Raw genomic sequence first — 18,740 nt, forward strand, 5'->3', positions numbered from 1 at the left:
CTTCGCCATTCACCCGAACGCCCAGGTTCACAGGATCGCGATCGGATTGACGGGGGACCCGGTGGCCGCCGGCAGCCGTAGCGGCGCGACCACGCACAGGAACGACCAGCGGTCCTCCTGCTCGCAGATCGGCACCAGGTCTTCGAACTGGAGGTAGTCGAGCAGATGGAGCCCCAGGGCGTGGACCCCGAGCACGTGCACGGGGAAGGCGACGCCCTCCGTCGAGCTGGGAGCCGTGTCGTTGTTGCTGTCACTGCCGAGCACGGCGACGCGCCGCTCGGCAAGGAACTCCATGGCGGCGGGATGGAGTCCGGCCCGGGCGTGTGCGGCGTCCCACGGTCCGGATTCGCTGCGCCGTCGGCGGTGGCCGACGCGGACGAACAGCAGGTCTCCCTCGCCGACCCGCAGATGCTGCGCCGTCTCGGCGGCGGCCAGGTCGTCGGCGGTCACATGGTCGCCCGGTTCGAGCCAGGGCACGCCGCGCAGCCGTGGGATGTCGAGCAGGACGCCGCGGCCGACGATCCCGTCGCGGGCCACCTCGACCGACAGCGCGGTGGCCCCGGCCGCTGTCAGAGTTGCCGCAGGGACGCCGCCGTGCAGGGTGCCGTCGTAGACCACGTGGCAGAGAGCGTCCAGATGGCTGTCGGCGTCGCCGTGCACGTTCATGCTGAAGCGGTCCGTGGCGAAGTGCAGCCCGCAGGCGTCCGCCTCCTCCTCGGGCGGGCTGGTGAGGCGGTGACCTGCGGGCTGTGGGTTGTCGGGTCCGGGCTCGGTCTCCACCGGCGCGGCCAGGGTCACGGTCCGACCGGTGCGTATCTCCTCGGCGGCTGCTCGTACCTTCTCCGGTGTGATCGTGTCCAAGGCTCCCCGGCGACCGGAGCCGCCGCCGGCGGCCGCCGCGCGCAGCCGCCGGTACAGCGCGCGGAACTCGTCCTCGCTCAGACGTGGTGCAGTGCCGGGTCCGGTGTCTGCGCGCATCAGAAGCAGTCCCTGCCGCCGGTCAGTGGCGCTGTCGGTCGAGCGCGTCGTCGAGGGTGGTGGCTGCCATGATGAGTGACAGGTGCGTGAACGCCTGGGGGAAGTTGCCCAGTTGCTCGCCGCTGGGGCCGACCTCCTCAGCGAACAGGCCGACGTGGTTCGCGTAGGTGTGCATCTTCTCGAAGGTGTACCGGGCTTCGCGCAGGCGCCCGGAGCGGGCCAGTGCATCGACGTACAGGAAGGTGCACAGGCTGAAGGTGCCCTCCGAGCCGCGCAGGCCGTCCGGGGAGGCGGCCGGGTCGTAGCGGTAGACCAGGCTGTCGGAGACCAGGGTGCGGTCCATGCCGTCCAGGGTGGACAGCCACGTGGGGTCCTTGGGGCCGACGAATCCGACCCGGGGCATCAGCAGTAGCGATGCGTCCAGCACGCCGCCGTCGTACTGCTGGACGTACGCCTGTTCCTTCTCGCTCCAGCCCCGTTCCATCACCTGCTCCAGGATGGCGTCGCGGGCCTGCGTCCACTTGGCCGTGTCGGCGGGGCGGCGCCACTCCTCCGCGAGCCGAAGACCGCGGTCGAAGGCCGCCCAGCACATCACCCGGCTGTAGGTGAAGTCCTTGCGTCCGCCGCGGGTCTCCCAGATGCCCTCGTCAGGCCGGTCCCAGCTGTCCGCGAGCCAGTCCAGGGTGCGCGCGACGGACTTCCAGCCGCGGTAGTCGGCCTGCAGGCCGATCTCGCGCCCTTCGGACAGGGCGTACATGGCCTCGCCGTAGATGTCGAGTTGCAACTGGTCGGCAGCCGCGTTGCCGACGCGAACGGGGTACGAGCCGCGGTATCCCTCGAAGTGTTCGAGGATCTCCTCCGTCAGCAGGGGTTCCCCGTCGACCCGGTACATGATCTGCAGCGGCTCTCCGTTCTTGCCCTCATGGTCGTGGAGGCGGTTACGGAGCCAGTGCGTGAACGCGGTCGCCTCCTCGGCGAAGCCGAGGTCGAGTAGCGCTCGGACCGACAGGGAGCCGTCGCGGACCCAGGTGTAGCGGTAGTCCCAGTTGCGTTCGCCGCCGACCTGCTCGGGCAGGCCCATGGTGGCTGCGGCGACCGGGGCGCCGGTGGGGGCGTAGGTGAGCAGCTTGAGGGTGATGGCCGAACGGTGCACCATGTCGGGCCAGCGGCCCCGGTAGTTCGAGGTCCGCACCCACCGCTGCCAGAAGTCGACGATCTCCCACAGCTGCTGGGTGATCCCGTCGGAGGTGGGTGGTGCCGGTGCCGCTCCGTCGGCGTCGCAGACGGTGAACACGGCCGCCGCCGTCTCGCCGGCGCTCAGGGTGACCGTGCCGCGCACGTCGTGGCCGTCCCGCTCCAGGGGGAACGAGGCCTGCAGGTGCGCGGTGATCCCGGGAGCCCGGAACGCGGCGCCCTCGGGCCGTAGGTCGAGTTCGTGGCTGGCCCGGCCGTAGTCGAATCGCGGTCGGCACTCCAGCGCGAACCGCACGGTCCCGCGCACGGCGCGAATGGCTCGGATCAGCGTGTGCCGGTCGCTCGGGGTGCGGCTGGTGTTGGGCGGCATGCAGTCGATCACCTCGCCGACCCCGTCCGGTGACATGAACCGCGTCACCAGAACGGCGGCGTCCGGATAGTAGAGCTGCTTGTAGCTGCCTTCGGGCTGCTCGGCTGCCAGGCGGAAGTACCCGCCGCCGTCGTGGTCGAGCAGCGCGGCGAAGATGCTGGGTGAGTCGAACCTGGGGGCGGCGAACCAGTCCACGACGCCCTGCGAGGAGACCAGGGCGGAGGTCTGCAGATCGCCTACCAGGCCGTGATCGGCGATGGGTGGATAGCGGTCCATGGGCATCCAATCTCGAATCAACCCCCACCCGACCCACTATCCGACATGATCGATCCATTCGCCTGGTGTGATGCCATTGCTCGAGACGCCCCCTCCGCTCGCCGCGCAGGCCTTGGTTTGCCGATGACTGCGCGCGCGGTGTTACTGGAGATGACCACTAGGAGGGTGCTGAAGATCTAGGCCGGGCTCTCCTGCAGCGGAGCGAGCACGCAGGGACGTTCAGGACTCTCGGAGGTTCAGAATGGGCATGATCCATGTCCGCGCGGTAAGCCCCCCGGACCTCACCGACGATGCCGTCGCGATTCTCGCCGGGGATCCCTGTGTCCTCAATCTGGTCGTACAGCCGGGTATCGCCCGAAACCCGGACGGCGACGCAATCGCGTGCGACGTGCTGACCGGAGCGGCGAACGAAGTCCTGCGCAGCCTCCGCGAGCTGCACCTCGACAGCCGCGGCTCCATCGTCATCGAACCGGTGGACATGGCCTTCTCCGGCAGGGCGGCCGAAGCCGGAGCTCGTCAGCTCGGAGCCCTCGCCGGTGCACCTGTCTGGGAGGAGGTCGAGGCGCGCATCCGCGCGGAGGGGACGTACGCGCCGAGCTTCTACCTCTACCTGGTTGTCGCGGGCCTCATCGGGGCGGTGGGAATCGTGACCAACTCCCAGATTCTGATCGTCGCAGCGATGGTTGTCGGCCCCGAGTACGGCGCCATCGTCGCCATCGCGCTGGGCATCGACAGAGGCGACTGGTCGAGGATCCGGCAGGGGCTGTTCGCGCTGCTCGTCGGCTTCCTGTTGGCCATCGTCGCCACGTTCCTCTTCAGCCTGCTGATCCGCGGGTTCGGTCTGCAGTCGAAGGCGTTCAGTGTGGGAGTGCGCCCGGTCTCCAACCTGATCAATACGCCCAACTTCTTCTCGTTCGCCGTTGCGACACTGGCTGGAATCGTTGGAATCGTCTCGCTGACCGAAGCCAGGACGAGCGCCCTGCTCGGGGTGTTCATCTCGGTCACCACCATTCCGGCAGCCGCTGACATCGCTGTGTCCACCGCGTTCACCAGTTGGAGCGAGGTTCGCGGATCGCTCATTCAACTGCTGGTCAACATCGTCGTGTTGATCGCGGTGGGCACGGTCACGCTCAAGGGTCAGCGGGCGATCTGGCGGCGGGTCAGAATTCGCAGCGGGCGGGCTGCCCGGCGGTGACGGAACCGTCCGGGACGTCGACGTCACCGGACGAGTTCGTAGATGCTCTTCCCGGCCAGCCACAGCCCCAGCATCAGCGACAGGGCGACGATCGCCTGGTCCTGGTGACCGTTGATCCAGGTGCGCACGCGACTGAGCTGAGGCCCGGCGGTGGTGGGCGCGAACGTCGCGTACAACTCCATCCCCAGCAGGCTCGAGGTCGCCAGAAGGCAGTATCCCGTCAAAGCCAGATATGCCCCGACGGAGGAGAGGTTCGCCTGCACCACCGTCGCAGCGCCTGCGGCAACCATGGCCCATGGCGGAAGAAGGACGCCGAACCCGGCCGCCGTCCATGCAGAGACATGGTCCAGTCTCGACATCCACTTGGGGGACTCGCGATGCCGGCTGCCCTGCCTGCCCTGGCGCCGCCTGTGCTCTCCGTAGAGAACCATTCCGACGCCCAGGGCCAGTTTGACGGCCTCAGCCGCGGTGGAAGGAGCGCTTCTGGGCGCGGGGGGTTGGCCACCCGTCAGCAGGACCACAACGGCGATCACCAGAACGAGGCAGGCGAGCCATGCCAGGATGAATGCCAGCCCCTTGCGCACACCCTTGTCCGCGGTGAGCAGCAGGATGAAGGCGGTGTTGTGCAACGGCCCCAAGGTGATCATCGTGCCGATGACGAGGAGGTCAACAACCATCGTTGCCGCCCACGGCCGGCGTCCTGGGGTAGTGGTCGATCAGTCCGATGCCATCGAGATGGTCCAAATCGGCTCCTCGTGTGGGTGATGGCCAGGATGTTCGCCCGATGTGCCGTCGTGGTGTGCACCGCTGTAGCAGGGGATCTTTGGCGAACTCATCGCCTCAACCACGGCGATGTGTCTCGTTGTTCTCGATTGTGAGCGCGTCAATCCAAAAAGGCATCGCGAGCGGCCGGCAGTCGGCTGGCTGAAGTCGAAAGGACGGCGGCGGTCCCCTCGCAGAAGCGCGTCGCCTGCGGGCAGCGAAAGCCGGCGGGCGATCACCCACTGCGCCGGATCCTCGCCGGACCTTGTCCTTGGTCCAACTGACCTGCTCGGCGAGAGTCCGGCAGTCCCGACGGGACCCCACACTCCCACCACGTGGGCAGGGGTCCCGTCGCCCGGTTGCATCGGTGCGGTCGCGGAGCCGTCGGCGGCGGGTTTCCCTTGGATCCATGGACCGCCCAAGGGAGAACCAGACGTGACAATGAACGAACCCGCGCAGCCCGTGGGCCAGTCCGCCCCGTCCAGGCCGCCGCATCACCGCGGGCGTTCACTCGCTTCGCTGCTGCTGCTGGTGGTGGCCTGGGTGCTCGCCCCGCTGTGCGTGGTGGCCGTGTACGCGCACTCCGAGATCACCGACACGCAGCGGTATGTCGCCACCATGGCCCCGCTCGCCAAGAACCCCGCGATCCAGGACGCCGCAGCCAACCGGATCACCGACCTGGTCATCCAGCAGATCGACGTGCCCTCGCTGGTGAACCAGGCCAGTCAGGCCGTCGCAGGCACGAGGGTGCCCCCGAAGGCCGCTGCAGCTCTCAACAGTCTGCTGGCGGGGCCCGTGACCAGCGGCGTGACCAATCTGGTGCACACGGTGTCCCAGAAGGTCGTCACCAGCGATGCCTTCGCCACGGTCTGGACGGCTGCGAACCGCGCGGCTCACACCGCGGTGGACAACCTCCTCTCCGGGAAGAAGTCAACTGCGCTCCAGGCCGTGGGAAACAACGTGGTCATCGACCTGGGGCCGGCAGTCAGCCAGGTCAAGCAGCAACTCGTGGCAAACGGAGTCGGCGTGGCCTCGCACATTCCCACGGTGAACGCGCAGTTCACGCTGCTCACCTCCCCCGACGTCCACAAGGCCCAAACCGGCTACCGATTGCTGAACGCGATCGGCAACTGGCTGCCTCTGATCACCGTGCTGATCGCTGCCGGCGGGGTGTGGCTCGCCGCCCGTCGTCGCCGAGCCCTGGTGGCCGCGGCTCTGGGCGTTGCCGTGGGCATGCTGGTGCTGGGCATCGGACTCGCTGCGGCCCGCCACATCTATCTCACCCACCTGCCCCAAAGCGTCTCTCAACCCGCAGCAGCAGCGATCTTTGACCAGCTCGTGTTCTTCCTTCGGCATACCATCCGAGCGGTCGGAGTCCTGGGCCTGGTCGTGGCACTCGGTGCGTACCTCGGCGGCCACGGCCGCTACGCGGTGAAGCTACGGACGTGGTGCCGTACCGGGATCGCTTGGCTGCGAGAGCACGCCGGTTTCGGACTCGGTCCGGTCGGGCCGTGGGTGCACCGCGCCAAGCGTTGGGTACTGCTGGCGGTACTGCTCGTGGCAGCGCTGATCCTGGCACTGTGGAACTACCCCACTGGTTGGGTGGTGTTCTGGCTGACCGTCGTCGTTCTTGCAGCCGTCGCCGTGGTGGAGTTCCTGGATGACGCGGGCCCGCCGCCGACTCCGCAAACCGGAGGATCCATCCTTCCGGCACCCTGACGGCTGCCGGCCCGGGTGCGCAGGTACCGAGCACCGTGGCCATCGCCCGGGCGCGGCAGGAACTCCCGGGCAGAGCCGAGGTGACGTCCGCGTGTGACGTACAGGCCCAGCGTCCACCGCTGCCAGCACGGTGATCCATCGCCCCGCGGGCCCGCTCAGGCTCGGGGCTGCGCGGAGCGCGGCAGCAGGGCGGCCGACACCAGGCCGAGGAGACCGGCTACCGCGAGGACGGCCATCGCTGCCCCATACGCGTGGTCACTGAGGCCGGACACCAGGATGGTGCCGGCGATCGCGGTCCCGAAGGACGAGCCGAGGTTCGACACGCTTCGCGACAGCCCTGAGATCTCCCCCTGACGCTCCTCGGGGAAGGCCGACTGCACCAGGTTGACAGAGGGGGTGAGCATCACCCCGAGGCCGAGCCCGATCAGAAGCAGCCCTGGGGCGAAGGCCCAGGGACTCGGCGAACCCGCCACCAGAGCGAGGAGAATGCCGACTCCGGCGATGGACACCACGAACCCGGCCATGATCAGGGTCCGCTGCGGGCTGCGTTTCGCCAGCCGCTCGGCCGCCAGGGACGAGGACAGCACGCCGAGGGTCGCAGCTGTGAAGATCACACCGGTCTGGATGGCGTCGTAGCCGCGAACGACCTGCAGGAACGTGGCCACCGTGAACGAGGTGCCCATGAGCAGCAGCCACTGGACGTTCTGGGTGACCAACCCAAGGTTGGAGGCACGGTCGCGGAACAGCTCGGTGGACAGCAGAGGCTCGCGGCCGGAGCGCTCCTCGGTGCGCACCCAGTGCAGGAACCACGCCAGCACGAGAATGCCGGCCGCCATCAGCCCGGCGCTCAGCCACAGGTTGTTGTCGGCGGCGAGGATGCCCATCACCACCAGGATCAGGCCGGCCGCGGACAGCACAGCGCCGCGGACGTCGAACGACCGCGTGGGGTCCGGTGGAAGTGGATCGACGACCGAGCGGCTCAGCACCATGATCACCGCGATCACCAGGGCCTGGAACACGAATGCCGCCCGCCAGCTGATCCCGGAGGTGATCAGCCCGCCGATCAGCGGCCCGGCCGCGGCGCCCACCCCGCCCGCCGCCATGATGACCCCGAACGCCCGGGCGCGGGCGGTGAGGTCGCCGAACAGCATCGTGGTGAGGATGTACACCGGCGGGATCAACAGGGCCGTACCGACACCCTCCAGGATCGAGTTCCCAAGGATCAGCACGCCCAGCCCCGGCGCGGCGGCGCTCAGCAACGCGCCCACCCCGTACACAGCCAGACCCGCCAGGAAGCACCGCTTGCGGCCGAAGCGGTCGGTCGCCTTGCCGCCGGGGATCATCAGGGCCGCCATGACCAGCAGAAACACCGTGATGGCCACCTGGACGCCCTGCACGGTGGTATCCAGGTCGTGACTGATGTCATTGATCATCACGTTCATGTTCGAACCGGCGAAGCTGCAGATGAACTGAGCCAGCGCGAGCGGCGCGAGCACACGCCTCTGCGTCGCCGAGTGCGTGGAGGGGGTGTTTGCTGCGGTCACCGCGAGGTCCTTTCCGACGGCCGGGGCCACTCGTACGCGGGGCCGACGTACAGGGCCGGAGCCGAGAGCGCTCGTGCCCGCCAGCCCGAACATGCCATGCAGCAGCCCCGGGAACAGCAGGGCGCGCCGACACTCGTGGCCAAATGAGCTGCCGCCGCCACCGCACGGGTCCGCCGTTTCCCCCGCACGGGCTCAAGGCCGGTGTGGGGGACAGGACGGCACGGAGCGTCAGCCACATCCGACGTGCGCTACGCCTCCACCTCTGATGGCCGCGCCGCCCCCGCGCCTCGCGGCTCAGGCGTCCCGTGATGCCGAATCAGGCCCCGGCCGCGATGATCGGTCGAAAGGGCTTTGTACTTGTCCATTCCAGTCACCGGTCAGTCAGGAGGTCTTCGATGTCCGAGGAAACGGCCGCCGCCCCGCCCCCTGAGGTGCACGCCACTCCCGAGGAGCGCGCGGCCCGCGGTAGGGAGGCCCGCCGCCGCGTTCCCCGGTCGAGCCACGCGGAGTACCAGCCGTCGAAGGACCGGCCCGACTGCTTGGACATCCTGGAGGCCCAGTCCTCCCTCCGGGTCCAGGAACTCGTGCCGATCCGCTATGGCCGAATGAGTGAGTCCCCCTTCCGGTTCTACCGGGGCGCCGCCGCAATCATGGCCTCCGACCTGGCCGGCTCGCCCGATTCCGGAATCAGGGCCCAGCTGTGCGGCGACGCGCACATGCTGAACTTCCGGCTGCTGGCCTCCCCGGAGCGGCAGTTGCTGTTCGACATCAACGACTTCGACGAGACCCTGCCCGGGCCCTGGGAGTGGGACGTCAAACGGCTCTCGGCCAGCCTGGTCATCGCCGGACGTGCGAACGGCTTCGACGACGCCGAGCGGGCGGACATCGTGCGGGCCGCCGTGCGGTCGTACCGCGAGGCCATGGCCCGCTTCGCGGCGATGCGCAACCTCGACGTCTGGTACGCCCGGATGGACGCGGACCGGCTCCGGGAGTTCGCCGCGAGCCGGATCCACAAGCGCGGCCGGAAGACCCTCGCGCACGAGATGGCCAAGGCCCGCACCCGCGACAGCCTGCAGGCCTTCGAGAAGCTCACCGAGACGGTGGAGGGTCAGGTCCGGATCGCCGCCGACCCGCCGCTGCTGGTACCGCTCTCCGACCTGCTCCCGGACGTGACCCGCGGCGCACTGGAACAGGAGATCCGCGGCCTGATCGAACGCTACGGCCGCACCCTGTCGGCGGACCGGCGCACCCTGCTGGAGCAGTACCAGCTCGTGGACGTGGCCCGCAAGGTCGTCGGCGTCGGCAGTGTCGGCACCCGGTGCTGGATCCTGCTGCTGCTCGGCCGGGACGGCCAGGACCCGCTGTTCCTGCAGGCCAAGGAGGCCGACGACTCGGTACTCGCGGCCCACGTCGGTGCGAGCCAGTACCGCAACCAGGGCGAGCGGGTGGTCTCCGGCCAGCGCCTGATGCAGGCCGCGAGCGACATCTTCCTCGGTTGGGAGCGGGTGGACGGCATCGACGGCCGGCGCCGCGATTTCTACATCCGCCAACTGCGGGACTGGAAGGGCATCGCCGTGGCGGAGGAGATGCTGCCGGAGGGCATGAGAACGTTCGGCGAGATGTGCGGCGCCACCCTGGCCCGCGCGCACGCCAGGTCCGGCGACCGGATCGCCATCGCCGCCTACCTGGGCCGCGGTGTGTCCTTCGACCGCGCCGTAGGGGCGTTCGCTGAGTCCTACGCCGACCAGAACGAACGCGACCACCAGGCGCTCCTCGACGCGGTCGCGGCCGGCCGGCTGCGGGCAGAGACCGTGGAGTCCTCGGCGTGACCGCCCCGAGCCGTCCGGTCGAGCCTGAAGGCAAGCCTCCGGCAGCCGCCCCAGACCCGCTCACGCTCGTCCGCAGCCGCGGATACGTGATGCTGCTCCTGATCGCCGCGGTCCTCGGCATCCCGATCTCGGCGGCGGCTTTCGGCTTTCTCGCGCTCGTCAACGAGCTCCAGTCGCTGACCTACACGGACCTGCCCAAGGCGCTGGGCTTCCACGGCACGCCGAACTGGTGGCCGGTGCCGCTGCTCGCCGTGGCCGGACTCCTGGTCGCCCCGATCATCCGATACCTCCCTGGCAACGGCGGACACGAACCGGCCCGGGGGTTCGTGGCGTCCGGCCCGACCCCGACGGCCTACCTGCCCGGTGTCACGTTGGCCGCACTGGTCTCTCTGAGCCTCGGCGCGGTCATCGGTCCGGAGGCCCCGCTCATCGCCCTGGGCAGCGGCCTGGCCGTGGCCGCGCTGCGGCTCACGCGGAAGTCCTTCCCGAAACAGGCGACAGCCGTCGTCGGATCGTCCGGGAGCTTCGCCGCGATCAGCACGCTGCTCGGCTCGCCCCTGCTCGGAGCGTTCCTGCTGATGGAGATGTCCGGCCTGGGCGGACCGCTGCTCGGCGTCGTCCTGGTGCCCGGCCTGCTGGCCTCCGGCATCGGTGCGCTGATCTTCACCGGCCTGGGCTCGTGGACCGGTCTGGGCACCTACTCGCTGGTGCTGCCGGACGTCCCCCATGCTGCCGAACCGGACGTCGCCGAGTTCGGCTGGGCGCTGCTGATCGGAGTGGCGGCGGCTCTCGTTGCCGCCGGGATCCGGTGGCTCGCGCTCCACCTGCTGAAACTGGTCGAGCCGCGCCGGCTGCCGGCGACGGTCCTCGCGGGCGTCGTTGTCGGTGTGATCGCGCTCGTCTACGCGGAGTGGACCGGCCACGCGGCATCGGGAGTCCTGTACTCGGGGCAAAGCGGACTCGGCCCCCTCCTCGAAAACAGCGCACAGTATTCGGCAGGCGCCCTCGTGGTGCTCGTCACCTGCAAGGCGGTCGCCTACTCGGTGTCCTTGTCGGCATTCCGCGGCGGTCCGGTGTTCCCCTCCATGTTCATCGGCGCAGCCGGCGGCATCGCGCTTTCCCACCTGCCCGGGCTCGGCGAGACCGCCGGGCTCGCTATGGGCGTCGGCGCCATGTCTGCCGCGATGCTCAAGTTCCCGATGGTCTCCGTGCTGCTGGCCACCCTGCTCCTGGGGACGCAGGGGATCACCGTGATGCCGCTGGTGATCGTGGCTGTCGTGGTCTCCTACGTCCTCACGCTCAGGCTCACCCCGCCACCCGCCGCCGCACCCGCCGCCGAGCCGGAGGCGTCCCGGTCGGCGGGCGGTGAGCCGGCGGCCGGGGACGAGGGCGGCCGGGCGAGCCGGTGACTTCACCCGGGTCGGTCTTGATCCCCTGAGCGCCGACCAGCAGAGTCGCCAGGAATCCGGCCGGTGGCGCCGGTTGCGCGGCACGAAGCCGCGACGGCTCACGAGGAGGCCGCGTGTGACCGAACGTCAGTCCTTCGTTCCCCCGGGCAGTGCCTCGTGCAGGTCCAAGGGTGCGACCGCACGGACAGTGAGCTCGACCAGGTCGTCGACGAAGCGGGCGTCGGGCAGCTCACGTTCCGCCAGCAGGCGATAGACCAGCGGCGCTGCCACGAGCGTGGCCGCGGACCGGATGTCGACGTCCGACCTCACCTCACCGCGGGCAAGGCCGCGCTCGAGAATGATCCGGGTCTCACTCGTCACACGGTCGGCGTACGCGGCGTACTCCTCCCGCTGGACGCTGTCCCTCCTGGCGGCGCCGATCAACTCGGCCAGCAGCCGGTCGGTTCCCGGCAGCCGGTATGATGCCAACCGCGCGGTGAACACTTCGCGCAGCTCGGCCCGGAGATCGCCCTGGTTGGGCACCGAGAGCGGTCCGATGCGGGTCTCGGCGGCCGCGACGATCAAGGCCTGCTTGGACGGCCAGCGGCGATACAGCGCGGGCTTGCTCACCCCCGCACGTGCAGCCACAGCGTCCATCGTGACGGCGGCGACGCCCTGCTCGGTTATCAGCTCGATCACGGCTTTCAGGGCGGCACCGGTGACACGTGCCTCCCGAGGACGCCCCGGCCCCCGCTCGACCCCGCGCGCCTGTGTGCTGACCATGGTCCGAGCATAAAGGCCGACGCCGACACCGACGCTGCCGCACCGCGCGACCTGCTGTCAGTGCGCCGATGGGGGCGCGTCGTCCCGAGAATGAATACCGCAGGTAACGAAATTGAAGCCCGCAGACCCTTGCCGGGTCGCTCGCAGATATCGATACTTCCGGTAACGAATCAGTGGCCGCCCCCCTGGAGGTACCCATGGCCATGTCTGCCGTCTCGCCCGCGTCCATCCTGGACAAGCCCCTGATCCACTTCGGGCGCCGCGTTCTGGACCGCACTGCCCCTGGAGCCCCGGACGCCGAGTACCGGTTCCTGGACGTCTTGCCGCTCACCCCGCACATCGGTGCCGAGATCACCGGCGTCGACCTCTCGAAGCCGATCGGTGAGGACCTCGCCGGCGAGCTGCGGCAGGCGCTGCTCGAGTGGAAGGTGGTCTTCTTCCGCGACCAGCACGACTTCGGACCGGACCACCACCTCGCGCTCGCCGCGGTCTGGGGGGAACCGGAGGCGAACCCCTTCTTCCCCAAGGCCGAGACCCCGGGTGTCTCCCGGCTGGCCAAGGACGCCATGGCGATCGGCAACGAAAACATCTGGCACAGCGACCACTCCTTCATGGCCGCGCCCGCCCTGGGCTCGGTCCTGCGTGCCGTCGAGGTGCCGCCGGCCGGCGGGGACACCATGTGGGCGGACATGGCCGTCGCCTATGACAACCTCAGTGACGAGATGAAGGCCCGGATCGAAGGGCTCACCGCCGAGCACGACTGGGTGCCCACCTGGGGTTCGTTCATGACGGAGGAGCAGATCGCCGGGCTCCGGAAGAACCTGCCGGCCGTGCAGCACCCGGTGGTCGTCCGCCACCCGCAGTCCGGCCGGAAGGTGCTGTACGTCAACGAGCCCTTCACCACGCAGATCGTCGGCCTCTCCGACGCCGAGAGCCAGGAACTGCTCAGCGAGCTCGTCCTGCAGGCCCGGATCCCCGAGTTCCAGGTGCGCTTCCGCTGGCAGCCGGACTCCGTCGCGATCTGGGACAACATCGCGGTCCAGCACTACGCGATCAACGACTACTACCCGCAGCGCCGGGTCATGGAGCGCATCGCGATCGCCGGAGTCCCGCTGTCCTGAATTCCCGGGCGCCGCAACGGCCCGGCTGCCCTGTCCGGAGCCGGGACCGCTGCGGCACCGCGGTGCCCTCGCACCAGCGCAGGGCCGCGTATGCGCACCTCTGATCGCTTTGTCCACGCCCCAGCCCCAGCACCTTCTCGGAGGACTCCCGTGACCGCGTCCGACACCCCTGCCAGACCGCGTAGCACAGCCGCGTCAGCGGATCCGGGATCAGGCGGTCGTGCCTGGACGGTCACTGGCCTGCTCATGGTCTTCATGATGGTCAACTTCGCGGACAAGTCCGTGTTCGGCCTCGCCGCCGACGAGATCCGCGCGGACATGGGGCTGTCCGCGACCGCGTTCGGGCTCGCCAACAGTGCCTTCTTCCTGCTGTTCTCGGTGGCGGCGATCGCCGTGGGTCTGCTGTCCGACCGGGTGCGGCCGAAGTGGCTGCTGCTGTGCATGGCCGTGCTCTGGTCGGTCGCGCAGGTGCCCGCGGCTCTGGGCGGTGGTCTGGCTGTGCTGGTCGGCTCGCGGATCGTGCTCGGGGCTGCTGAAGGCCCCGCGTACCCGGTCGCCCAGCAGACGGCGCTGTCCTTCTTCCCCAACCACCGACGGAACCTGCCCGGGGCCTTGGTGACCCTGGGCATCACGCTCGGCGTGATCACCGCCGCCCCCGGCCTGACCTGGGTCATCGGCCACCACGGCTGGCGCGCCGCGCTGTGGGTGGTCGCGGCCGCCGGTGCGGTGTGGGCCCTGCTGTGGGCGGTGCTCGGCGGCGACGGGACGTACCGCGCCGACGCCCCGGAGCCGCCGTCAGCCGAATCCGCCGAGTCCGCTGCAAGGCCCCCGTACCGTCGGATCTTCGGCAGCCGTACCTGGATCGGCACTACCGTCGCCTACTTCGCCACCTACTGGTGCGTCGCACTGATGCTCGTCTGGATGCCCTCCTATCTGCGCAACGGGCTCGGTCACTCCGCCGCCGTCTCCGGACGGCTCGTCGCACTGCCGTGGCTCCTGGGCGCCGTCGTGCTCCTCGGCCAGGCAGCCCTCACCGGCTGGCTCATGCGACGCGGCGTCGGCAGCCGCTGGGCGCGCGGCGGGGTCGGCGGCGGCCTGCTGGCGCTCGGGGCCGCTGCCTGCCTGGCCTTTCCGCTGGCGGACAGCAACGCAGCGAGGACCGCGCTGCTGGTCGTCGGCTTCGGGCTGGGCGGATCCTTCGCGTCCGTCGCCGTCACCACAATCGCCGAACTGGCTCCGCCCGCCCGGCGCGGCGGTGCTCTGGGCACGATGAACGCCGTGGTCACCACCGCGGGCCTGATCGCCCCGGCCGTCGTCGGAAAGCTGGTCGACAGTCAGGGCGTGACGGGCTACCAGACCGCGGTCCTGCTCTCGGGTGTGCTCCTGCTGGTGGGAGCTCTCGCAGCCCTCACCCTGATCGACCCGGCCCGCGACGCCGCCCACCCGTCCAGTTGCGCCTGATCCGAGAGCGCAAACTCGTCGTGGAAGTCTGCGAGGGTTCGGGCACCTCCCCGCACCCGCGCCATGCGGCGAGCACGGGGGGCGGGGAGGCCAGTTCACGAGCACCCAATTGGCCGATGCCCGGGGCACCCCGCTGCACCCCGATGGGCAGACCATCTGGGCGGAACTGTCGCCGTGAGGCTCGTCTTGCGGGCCGCATTCGTCGGCCGCTCGCCAGTGCCGACCGGCCCGGGAACTGACCCCCCGCCGCGGACCGTTCATTCAAGGCTGTGACCTGCAGGAATCGTTTCTCGGCAGGCACACGTCGGCCGATGGCAGCACGATGGAATCGCCACGTTCTGCAACCCCTCGCTCGAGAAGCCTCGGTCCTCCGGATCCGTTGCCTCTCATGGAGGACCAGGGAGGCGGTGGCTACGCCGTCAATCGCACCGCACCCACCGGGGCCCGAGCCCCGGCGGCGGAATCCGCTGAGGCGCCGCAGCGACTCCGTCCGGGACTGGTTGCCGGCGCTCTTGGCCCTGAGTGTGGTCGTCGCCGCCGCCCTGTCCGCCCTGCTGGGCCTCCACCTCTACGTCGCCGACCGCGCGTCCGCGCTGCGGCAGGCAGAACAACTGCACCGGGTCGTCGCGGTCGCGGTCGCACCCCCCTTCGCGGCGGACCGCGGCGTCAGGACCGCGACGGTCGACTGGACCGACGCCGCCGGCAAACACACCGCGCAGGCTACGGTCCCGGACTCCACAGGGCCGGGCGACCACGTGGTCATCTGGGCCGACCGAAACGACGTCCCGCAGGCCGCCCCGCGTGCGGCCGCCGAGAGCGCGGGCACTGCCGTGTCGTACGCGGTGGCGGCGTTCGCCGGGGCCGCCACGCTCCTGGCCGGCGGACATGCCTGGGCCCGGCACACACTGAACAAGCGAGTGGACCGCTCCTGGGAGGAGGAGTGGGCTCTGGTCGAGCCGAAGTGGAACCGCTGGAACCATCGGGGCTGAGCCGGCACGGAGCGCCACCGGTGCGTGCAGGAGAGATCTTGGCTACTCGTCAGATGACTGCGCCAGCGGGCATCCGGACCCATCTCCGCCAGGGTGCGGTGCCTTGGCGCGGCCACCGGGAGTGGCGCCGGTTGTCACTGGCGGCCGGGCGCGTCTGAGCGCAGTTCACGGATGACGGACCAGGCGACCGAGATGACGGGGACCGCCACGACGGCGCCGATCACTCCTGCGACGATGGTTCCGGAGATGACCGAGACGGCGATGACCACCGGGTGCAGCTTGACCGCCCAGCTCATCACCAGCGGGTGGAGCAGGTGCCCCTCGATCTGTCCGATGACGACGATGAGGACCAGCACGAGCGCGGCGGTCAGGGGGCCGCGTCCGGCCAGCGCCACCACGGTGGCCACGGCCATCGCGATTGGCGAGCCAACCAAGGGGATGAAGGTCGCGAAGAACTCCAGCAGCGTCAGCGGCAGGGCCAGCGGCACCCGCAGGATGACCAGGGCGATGCCGACCAGTGCGGCGTTGGAAGCGGCCACGATGATGATGCCGCGGGTGTAGCCGGCGAAGGCATGCCAGGCTGCCTGGCCCGCGCGGTCCCAAGGGGAACGGGCACGGCTTGGCAGTTGGTCGCGGACCCAACGCCACATTCCCTCGCCCGAGTGGATGAAGAAGACCGAGCAGAACACGGCCAGTGCCAGGCCTGTGGCCACTTGGACGACCTGGCTGGCCCCGCTGAGTGCCCGGCTGATCAGGACGGAGCGGTGAGTCGAAAGGAACGTGCCGACTTTCCCCTGCAGGTCCGAGGCCGCCGCGTGGCTGAGGTGGAAGGGCCGGCGCTCGAGCCAACGTTCGATCTGACCAAGACCGCCCCGGAACTCGCTCCCGAGACTGCTCGCCTCCCTCGCCACCGAGTCGCCGACCAGGGCCAGCAAACCGAGGAACAGAAGCAGACCTCCCACCATCGCCACCACGACGGCCAGAGCCCGCGGCATCCGGCGCGCGAACAGGTCGGCCGGGGGCCGCAGCAGGGCAGTCAGCACCAGGCCGACGAACACCGCGACCGCGACGAGCTGCAACCGCTGGAGGGCCGTGAAGGCGACGAACACGAGTGCCCCGACGACCAGGAGGCGCCACGCGTAGGCGGCAGCGACGCGCAGTGCACGGTGAACCCGTACTCCGGCGCGTACGGCCGACGGCTGTCCAGCCGTACGGATCCGGCCGACCGGTACCCGGGATCGGGCAGGCCGGCTGCCTCGCACCACGTTCCGGGCTCGGCGTACCACCCACAGTCCTTCCCTGCCGTCCCGTCCCCCGTCGCGGGGGAAGGGACTCGCTGCTCACCTGCCCGGAGACTCATCCCGCACACCCGCGCCCGCGGGCGGATCAGCGGTTGTGAGATCGGTAGTACGTCCCCAGGGCCTTTGCGGCAGGCGGGGCGCCTTGGAGGGCTGCTGGGTTGTCGGGGGCGAGTCGTTGATCTGATGGTTGGCTACCCGGGCACATGGTCTGGTCGTCGTGAGGGTGCGGGTGAGGGGTCCGGCAGGCAGCATGACGTGCCTGCCGAGGATCCACGGCCAGGTGTTGACCGGCCGTCAGTGGCCTCGTCCCGGTGGGCGACCAGGCTGCTGCCGGATAGTTGCTTCGGCGTGGGGGAGTGGGTCCGGTCGTGCACCGGAACGTCCGGGCGGCGGCGCGGTCGGGTCAGGTGTGCACGTAGCAGTTGGTTCCGTCGTGGCCGTCGGCGCTGTCCTCGTCGAACCAGTAGTCGCCGTGGGCCAGGTAGCGGAAGCGGACGCGCTGTTCGGTCGGCATGGCGACGGTGATCGCGCGGGTGCCGTCCTTGCGGGCGCGAAGCGGGTGGGTTCCGGGCTGCCAGTCGTTGAAGTCACCGACGACACTGACTTCACCGCACGGGTGGTCGGCGGCAACGACGAAGGTGACCTGCGTGGTGTTCTTGTGCCGGGTGCGTTCCAGCATGGCCATCAGCTCCTTTGACAACGAGGGTGTGCTTCTGATCCTGACTGCGCCGGCGCGGGGGCGCCGCCGTGCGCCGCCGTCCGGGTGAGTGGCCCACTCGGATGGCGGGCGATGTGCGGCGGTAGCCGTCCGTCGCTGAAGCCCGGCTCGTCGAGCGCCCGCGAGACCCACTCCGGGGAGCGGGAGTACCACTCCGTCCGCTCGGGCGGCTGTTGTCCCGCGGGGTGTGCCTCGGCCGTCATGCTTCCCGCCTCCGATCCGGATGCTCGCGTGTCACCTGCACGGCGTCGTGCGGCGGCACCGGCCGCGCGGCGCCTGCGGCGCGTCCGGCCCGGCCCCCTGGCGGAGTGGGGTGCCGCGGGCTCAGTGCGCCTCCTGCTCCTCGCCGAACGCCTCCCGCAGCCGCGACTCCTCCTCCGTGGAGAGGTTTGTCTGGATCAGTTCCGCGTCCCAGCCCTCGAAGGCGGGCCTGACCCGGTCGAGCACGGCGTCGGAACTGAGCAGGAAGAGCGCGGAGGTGCCGGGCGTCACGCGCTCACGCACCTGCTTGACGAAGCTCTCGTCGATGCCGCCGGAGTGGGCGAGCGAACCTCCGAGCGCGCCAAAGGCCGCGCCGACGGCCATGCCGAGGATCGGAACGAGGAAGATCAGTCCGAACAGCATTCCCCAGAAGGCGCCGCCGAGGGCGGCCGCCCCGGTGAGATTGACCAGATGACGGGTCTTGGGCTTCTTGGCGCCCTCCGGCCAGGTCACCACCGCCCCGTCCTGAAGGGTGATCAACTGCTGCTTCTGCAGGTCCTTCAGGGTGTTCAGGGCGGCTTCCGATCCCGTAGGCGTGGGGAAGCGCCAGACCGTCAACGTTGCCATGTGCGATCTCCGATCTCTTCACGGGCATGGATCTGCGCCTTCATCGTCAGAGCCCGCTGAGCCCGTCGCCATGCGGGACGAGCGAAGGAGTGACGGCAACTACGCAGCACCACACCTGGTCGGCCGGGGGCCATCAGGACGACGGTCGCCGGCGGTTCGCCGTCACCTACGCTCCGCGCCGGAATCTGAACGGCGTGTATCACTGAGCTGAACTGACGGCTCGGTGGTACACCTGGTTACTCACTGCCCGCTGCGGCATTCCCCGCCTGCTCCGGAGGTCGGAA

Annotated in this window: 15 protein-coding genes; 7 read left to right on the plus strand and 8 right to left on the minus strand. The window is 69.8% G+C overall.

Annotation, left to right across the window (positions count from 1 at the left end; all coding sequences use genetic code 11):
- Positions 1–27 precede the first annotated feature (27 nt).
- Positions 28–978 carry a cyclase family protein gene (locus ABIA33_RS11265; RefSeq protein ID WP_370080021.1) on the minus strand — a complete coding sequence of 317 codons (951 nt, stop codon included), beginning with the start codon at positions 976–978 and terminating at the stop codon, positions 28–30.
- Between the two features lie 22 nt (positions 979–1,000).
- On the minus strand, positions 1,001–2,824 hold the full coding sequence (locus ABIA33_RS11270) for a glycoside hydrolase family 15 protein (protein WP_370080023.1): 1,824 nt from the start codon (positions 2,822–2,824) through the stop codon (positions 1,001–1,003).
- Positions 2,825–3,059: 235 nt separating this feature from the next.
- Here ABIA33_RS11270 and ABIA33_RS11275 point away from each other — a divergent pair, with 235 nt between their 5' ends.
- Positions 3,060–4,013, plus strand: a complete 954-nt coding sequence (locus tag ABIA33_RS11275; protein ID WP_370080025.1) for a DUF389 domain-containing protein — start codon at positions 3,060–3,062, stop codon at positions 4,011–4,013.
- Between the two features lie 23 nt (positions 4,014–4,036).
- Here the strand turns inward: ABIA33_RS11275 and ABIA33_RS11280 are convergent, their stop codons facing one another.
- Positions 4,037–4,690, minus strand: a complete 654-nt coding sequence (locus ABIA33_RS11280) for a GAP family protein (RefSeq protein ID WP_370080027.1) — start codon at positions 4,688–4,690, stop codon at positions 4,037–4,039.
- A gap of 520 nt (positions 4,691–5,210) precedes the next feature.
- On the opposite strand from ABIA33_RS11280, the gene ABIA33_RS11285 reads away from it, so the two are divergent.
- A complete protein-coding gene (locus ABIA33_RS11285; protein WP_370080029.1) occupies positions 5,211–6,494 on the plus strand; it encodes a hypothetical protein in 1,284 nt (427 codons plus the stop codon).
- 155 nt (positions 6,495–6,649) lie between these two features.
- Here the strand turns inward: ABIA33_RS11285 and ABIA33_RS11290 are convergent, their stop codons facing one another.
- Positions 6,650–8,038, minus strand: coding sequence for an MFS transporter (locus ABIA33_RS11290; protein ID WP_370080031.1), 1,389 nt, complete (start codon positions 8,036–8,038; stop codon positions 6,650–6,652).
- Positions 8,039–8,433: 395 nt separating this feature from the next.
- Here ABIA33_RS11290 and ABIA33_RS11295 point away from each other — a divergent pair, with 395 nt between their 5' ends.
- Both ABIA33_RS11295 and ABIA33_RS11300 read left to right on the plus strand, forming a co-directional pair.
- Complete coding sequence (locus tag ABIA33_RS11295) at positions 8,434–9,867, plus strand: DUF2252 domain-containing protein (RefSeq protein WP_370080033.1); 1,434 nt, start codon at positions 8,434–8,436, stop codon at positions 9,865–9,867.
- 89 nt (positions 9,868–9,956) lie between these two features.
- Complete coding sequence (locus ABIA33_RS11300; protein WP_370080399.1) at positions 9,957–11,276, plus strand: chloride channel protein; 1,320 nt, start codon at positions 9,957–9,959, stop codon at positions 11,274–11,276.
- Between the two features lie 126 nt (positions 11,277–11,402).
- Here ABIA33_RS11300 and ABIA33_RS11305 read toward each other — a convergent pair whose 3' ends face one another.
- Positions 11,403–12,038, minus strand: a complete 636-nt coding sequence (locus ABIA33_RS11305; RefSeq protein ID WP_370080035.1) for a TetR/AcrR family transcriptional regulator — start codon at positions 12,036–12,038, stop codon at positions 11,403–11,405.
- 197 nt (positions 12,039–12,235) lie between these two features.
- Here ABIA33_RS11305 and ABIA33_RS11310 point away from each other — a divergent pair, with 197 nt between their 5' ends.
- The 3 genes from ABIA33_RS11310 to ABIA33_RS11320 all read left to right on the plus strand — a co-directional run bounded on the left by ABIA33_RS11310 (position 12,236) and on the right by ABIA33_RS11320 (position 15,609).
- The gene (locus ABIA33_RS11310; RefSeq protein ID WP_370080037.1) at positions 12,236–13,159 is read left to right on the plus strand and encodes a TauD/TfdA dioxygenase family protein; all 924 of its coding nucleotides are present in this window, start codon (positions 12,236–12,238) and stop codon (positions 13,157–13,159) included.
- Positions 13,160–13,405: 246 nt separating this feature from the next.
- On the plus strand, positions 13,406–14,620 hold the full coding sequence (locus ABIA33_RS11315; RefSeq protein ID WP_370080039.1) for an MFS transporter: 1,215 nt from the start codon (positions 13,406–13,408) through the stop codon (positions 14,618–14,620).
- 512 nt (positions 14,621–15,132) lie between these two features.
- Positions 15,133–15,609: a hypothetical protein gene (locus ABIA33_RS11320; protein WP_370080041.1), complete on the plus strand. Its 477-nt coding sequence runs from the start codon at positions 15,133–15,135 to the stop codon at positions 15,607–15,609.
- Positions 15,610–15,743: 134 nt separating this feature from the next.
- On the opposite strand, the gene ABIA33_RS11325 is transcribed toward ABIA33_RS11320, so the two are convergent.
- The 3 genes from ABIA33_RS11325 to ABIA33_RS11335 form a co-directional block, all read right to left on the minus strand.
- Positions 15,744–16,895, minus strand: coding sequence for an AI-2E family transporter (locus ABIA33_RS11325; protein ID WP_370080043.1), 1,152 nt, complete (start codon positions 16,893–16,895; stop codon positions 15,744–15,746).
- 418 nt (positions 16,896–17,313) lie between these two features.
- Positions 17,314–17,589 carry an isoamylase early set domain-containing protein gene (locus tag ABIA33_RS11330; RefSeq protein ID WP_370080045.1) on the minus strand — a complete coding sequence of 92 codons (276 nt, stop codon included), beginning with the start codon at positions 17,587–17,589 and terminating at the stop codon, positions 17,314–17,316.
- Between the two features lie 363 nt (positions 17,590–17,952).
- Positions 17,953–18,456, minus strand: a complete 504-nt coding sequence (locus ABIA33_RS11335; RefSeq protein WP_370080047.1) for a DUF1269 domain-containing protein — start codon at positions 18,454–18,456, stop codon at positions 17,953–17,955.
- Positions 18,457–18,740: the final 284 nt, after the last annotated feature.

The organism is Streptacidiphilus sp. MAP12-16 (assembly GCF_041262165.1).
Classification (GTDB): Bacteria; Actinomycetota; Actinomycetes; order Streptomycetales; family Streptomycetaceae; genus Streptacidiphilus.

Bases quoted from the DNA above. Each gene is read 5' to 3' on its own strand.
- ABIA33_RS11265 (WP_370080021.1), bottom strand. From the start codon at position 978: ATGCGCGCAGACACCGGACCCGGCACTGCACCACGTCTGAGCGAGGAC.
- ABIA33_RS11270 (WP_370080023.1), bottom strand. From the start codon at position 2,824: ATGCCCATGGACCGCTATCCACCCATCGCCGATCACGGCCTGGTAGGC.
- ABIA33_RS11275 (WP_370080025.1), top strand. From the start codon at position 3,060: ATGGGCATGATCCATGTCCGCGCGGTAAGCCCCCCGGACCTCACCGAC.
- ABIA33_RS11280 (WP_370080027.1), bottom strand. From the start codon at position 4,690: ATGGTTGTTGACCTCCTCGTCATCGGCACGATGATCACCTTGGGGCCG.
- ABIA33_RS11295 (WP_370080033.1), top strand. From the start codon at position 8,434: ATGTCCGAGGAAACGGCCGCCGCCCCGCCCCCTGAGGTGCACGCCACT.
- ABIA33_RS11300 (WP_370080399.1), top strand. From the start codon at position 9,957: ATGCTGCTCCTGATCGCCGCGGTCCTCGGCATCCCGATCTCGGCGGCG.
- ABIA33_RS11305 (WP_370080035.1), bottom strand. From the start codon at position 12,038: ATGGTCAGCACACAGGCGCGCGGGGTCGAGCGGGGGCCGGGGCGTCCT.
- ABIA33_RS11310 (WP_370080037.1), top strand. From the start codon at position 12,236: ATGGCCATGTCTGCCGTCTCGCCCGCGTCCATCCTGGACAAGCCCCTG.
- ABIA33_RS11315 (WP_370080039.1), top strand. From the start codon at position 13,406: ATGGTCTTCATGATGGTCAACTTCGCGGACAAGTCCGTGTTCGGCCTC.
- ABIA33_RS11330 (WP_370080045.1), bottom strand. From the start codon at position 17,589: ATGCTGGAACGCACCCGGCACAAGAACACCACGCAGGTCACCTTCGTC.
- ABIA33_RS11335 (WP_370080047.1), bottom strand. From the start codon at position 18,456: ATGGCAACGTTGACGGTCTGGCGCTTCCCCACGCCTACGGGATCGGAA.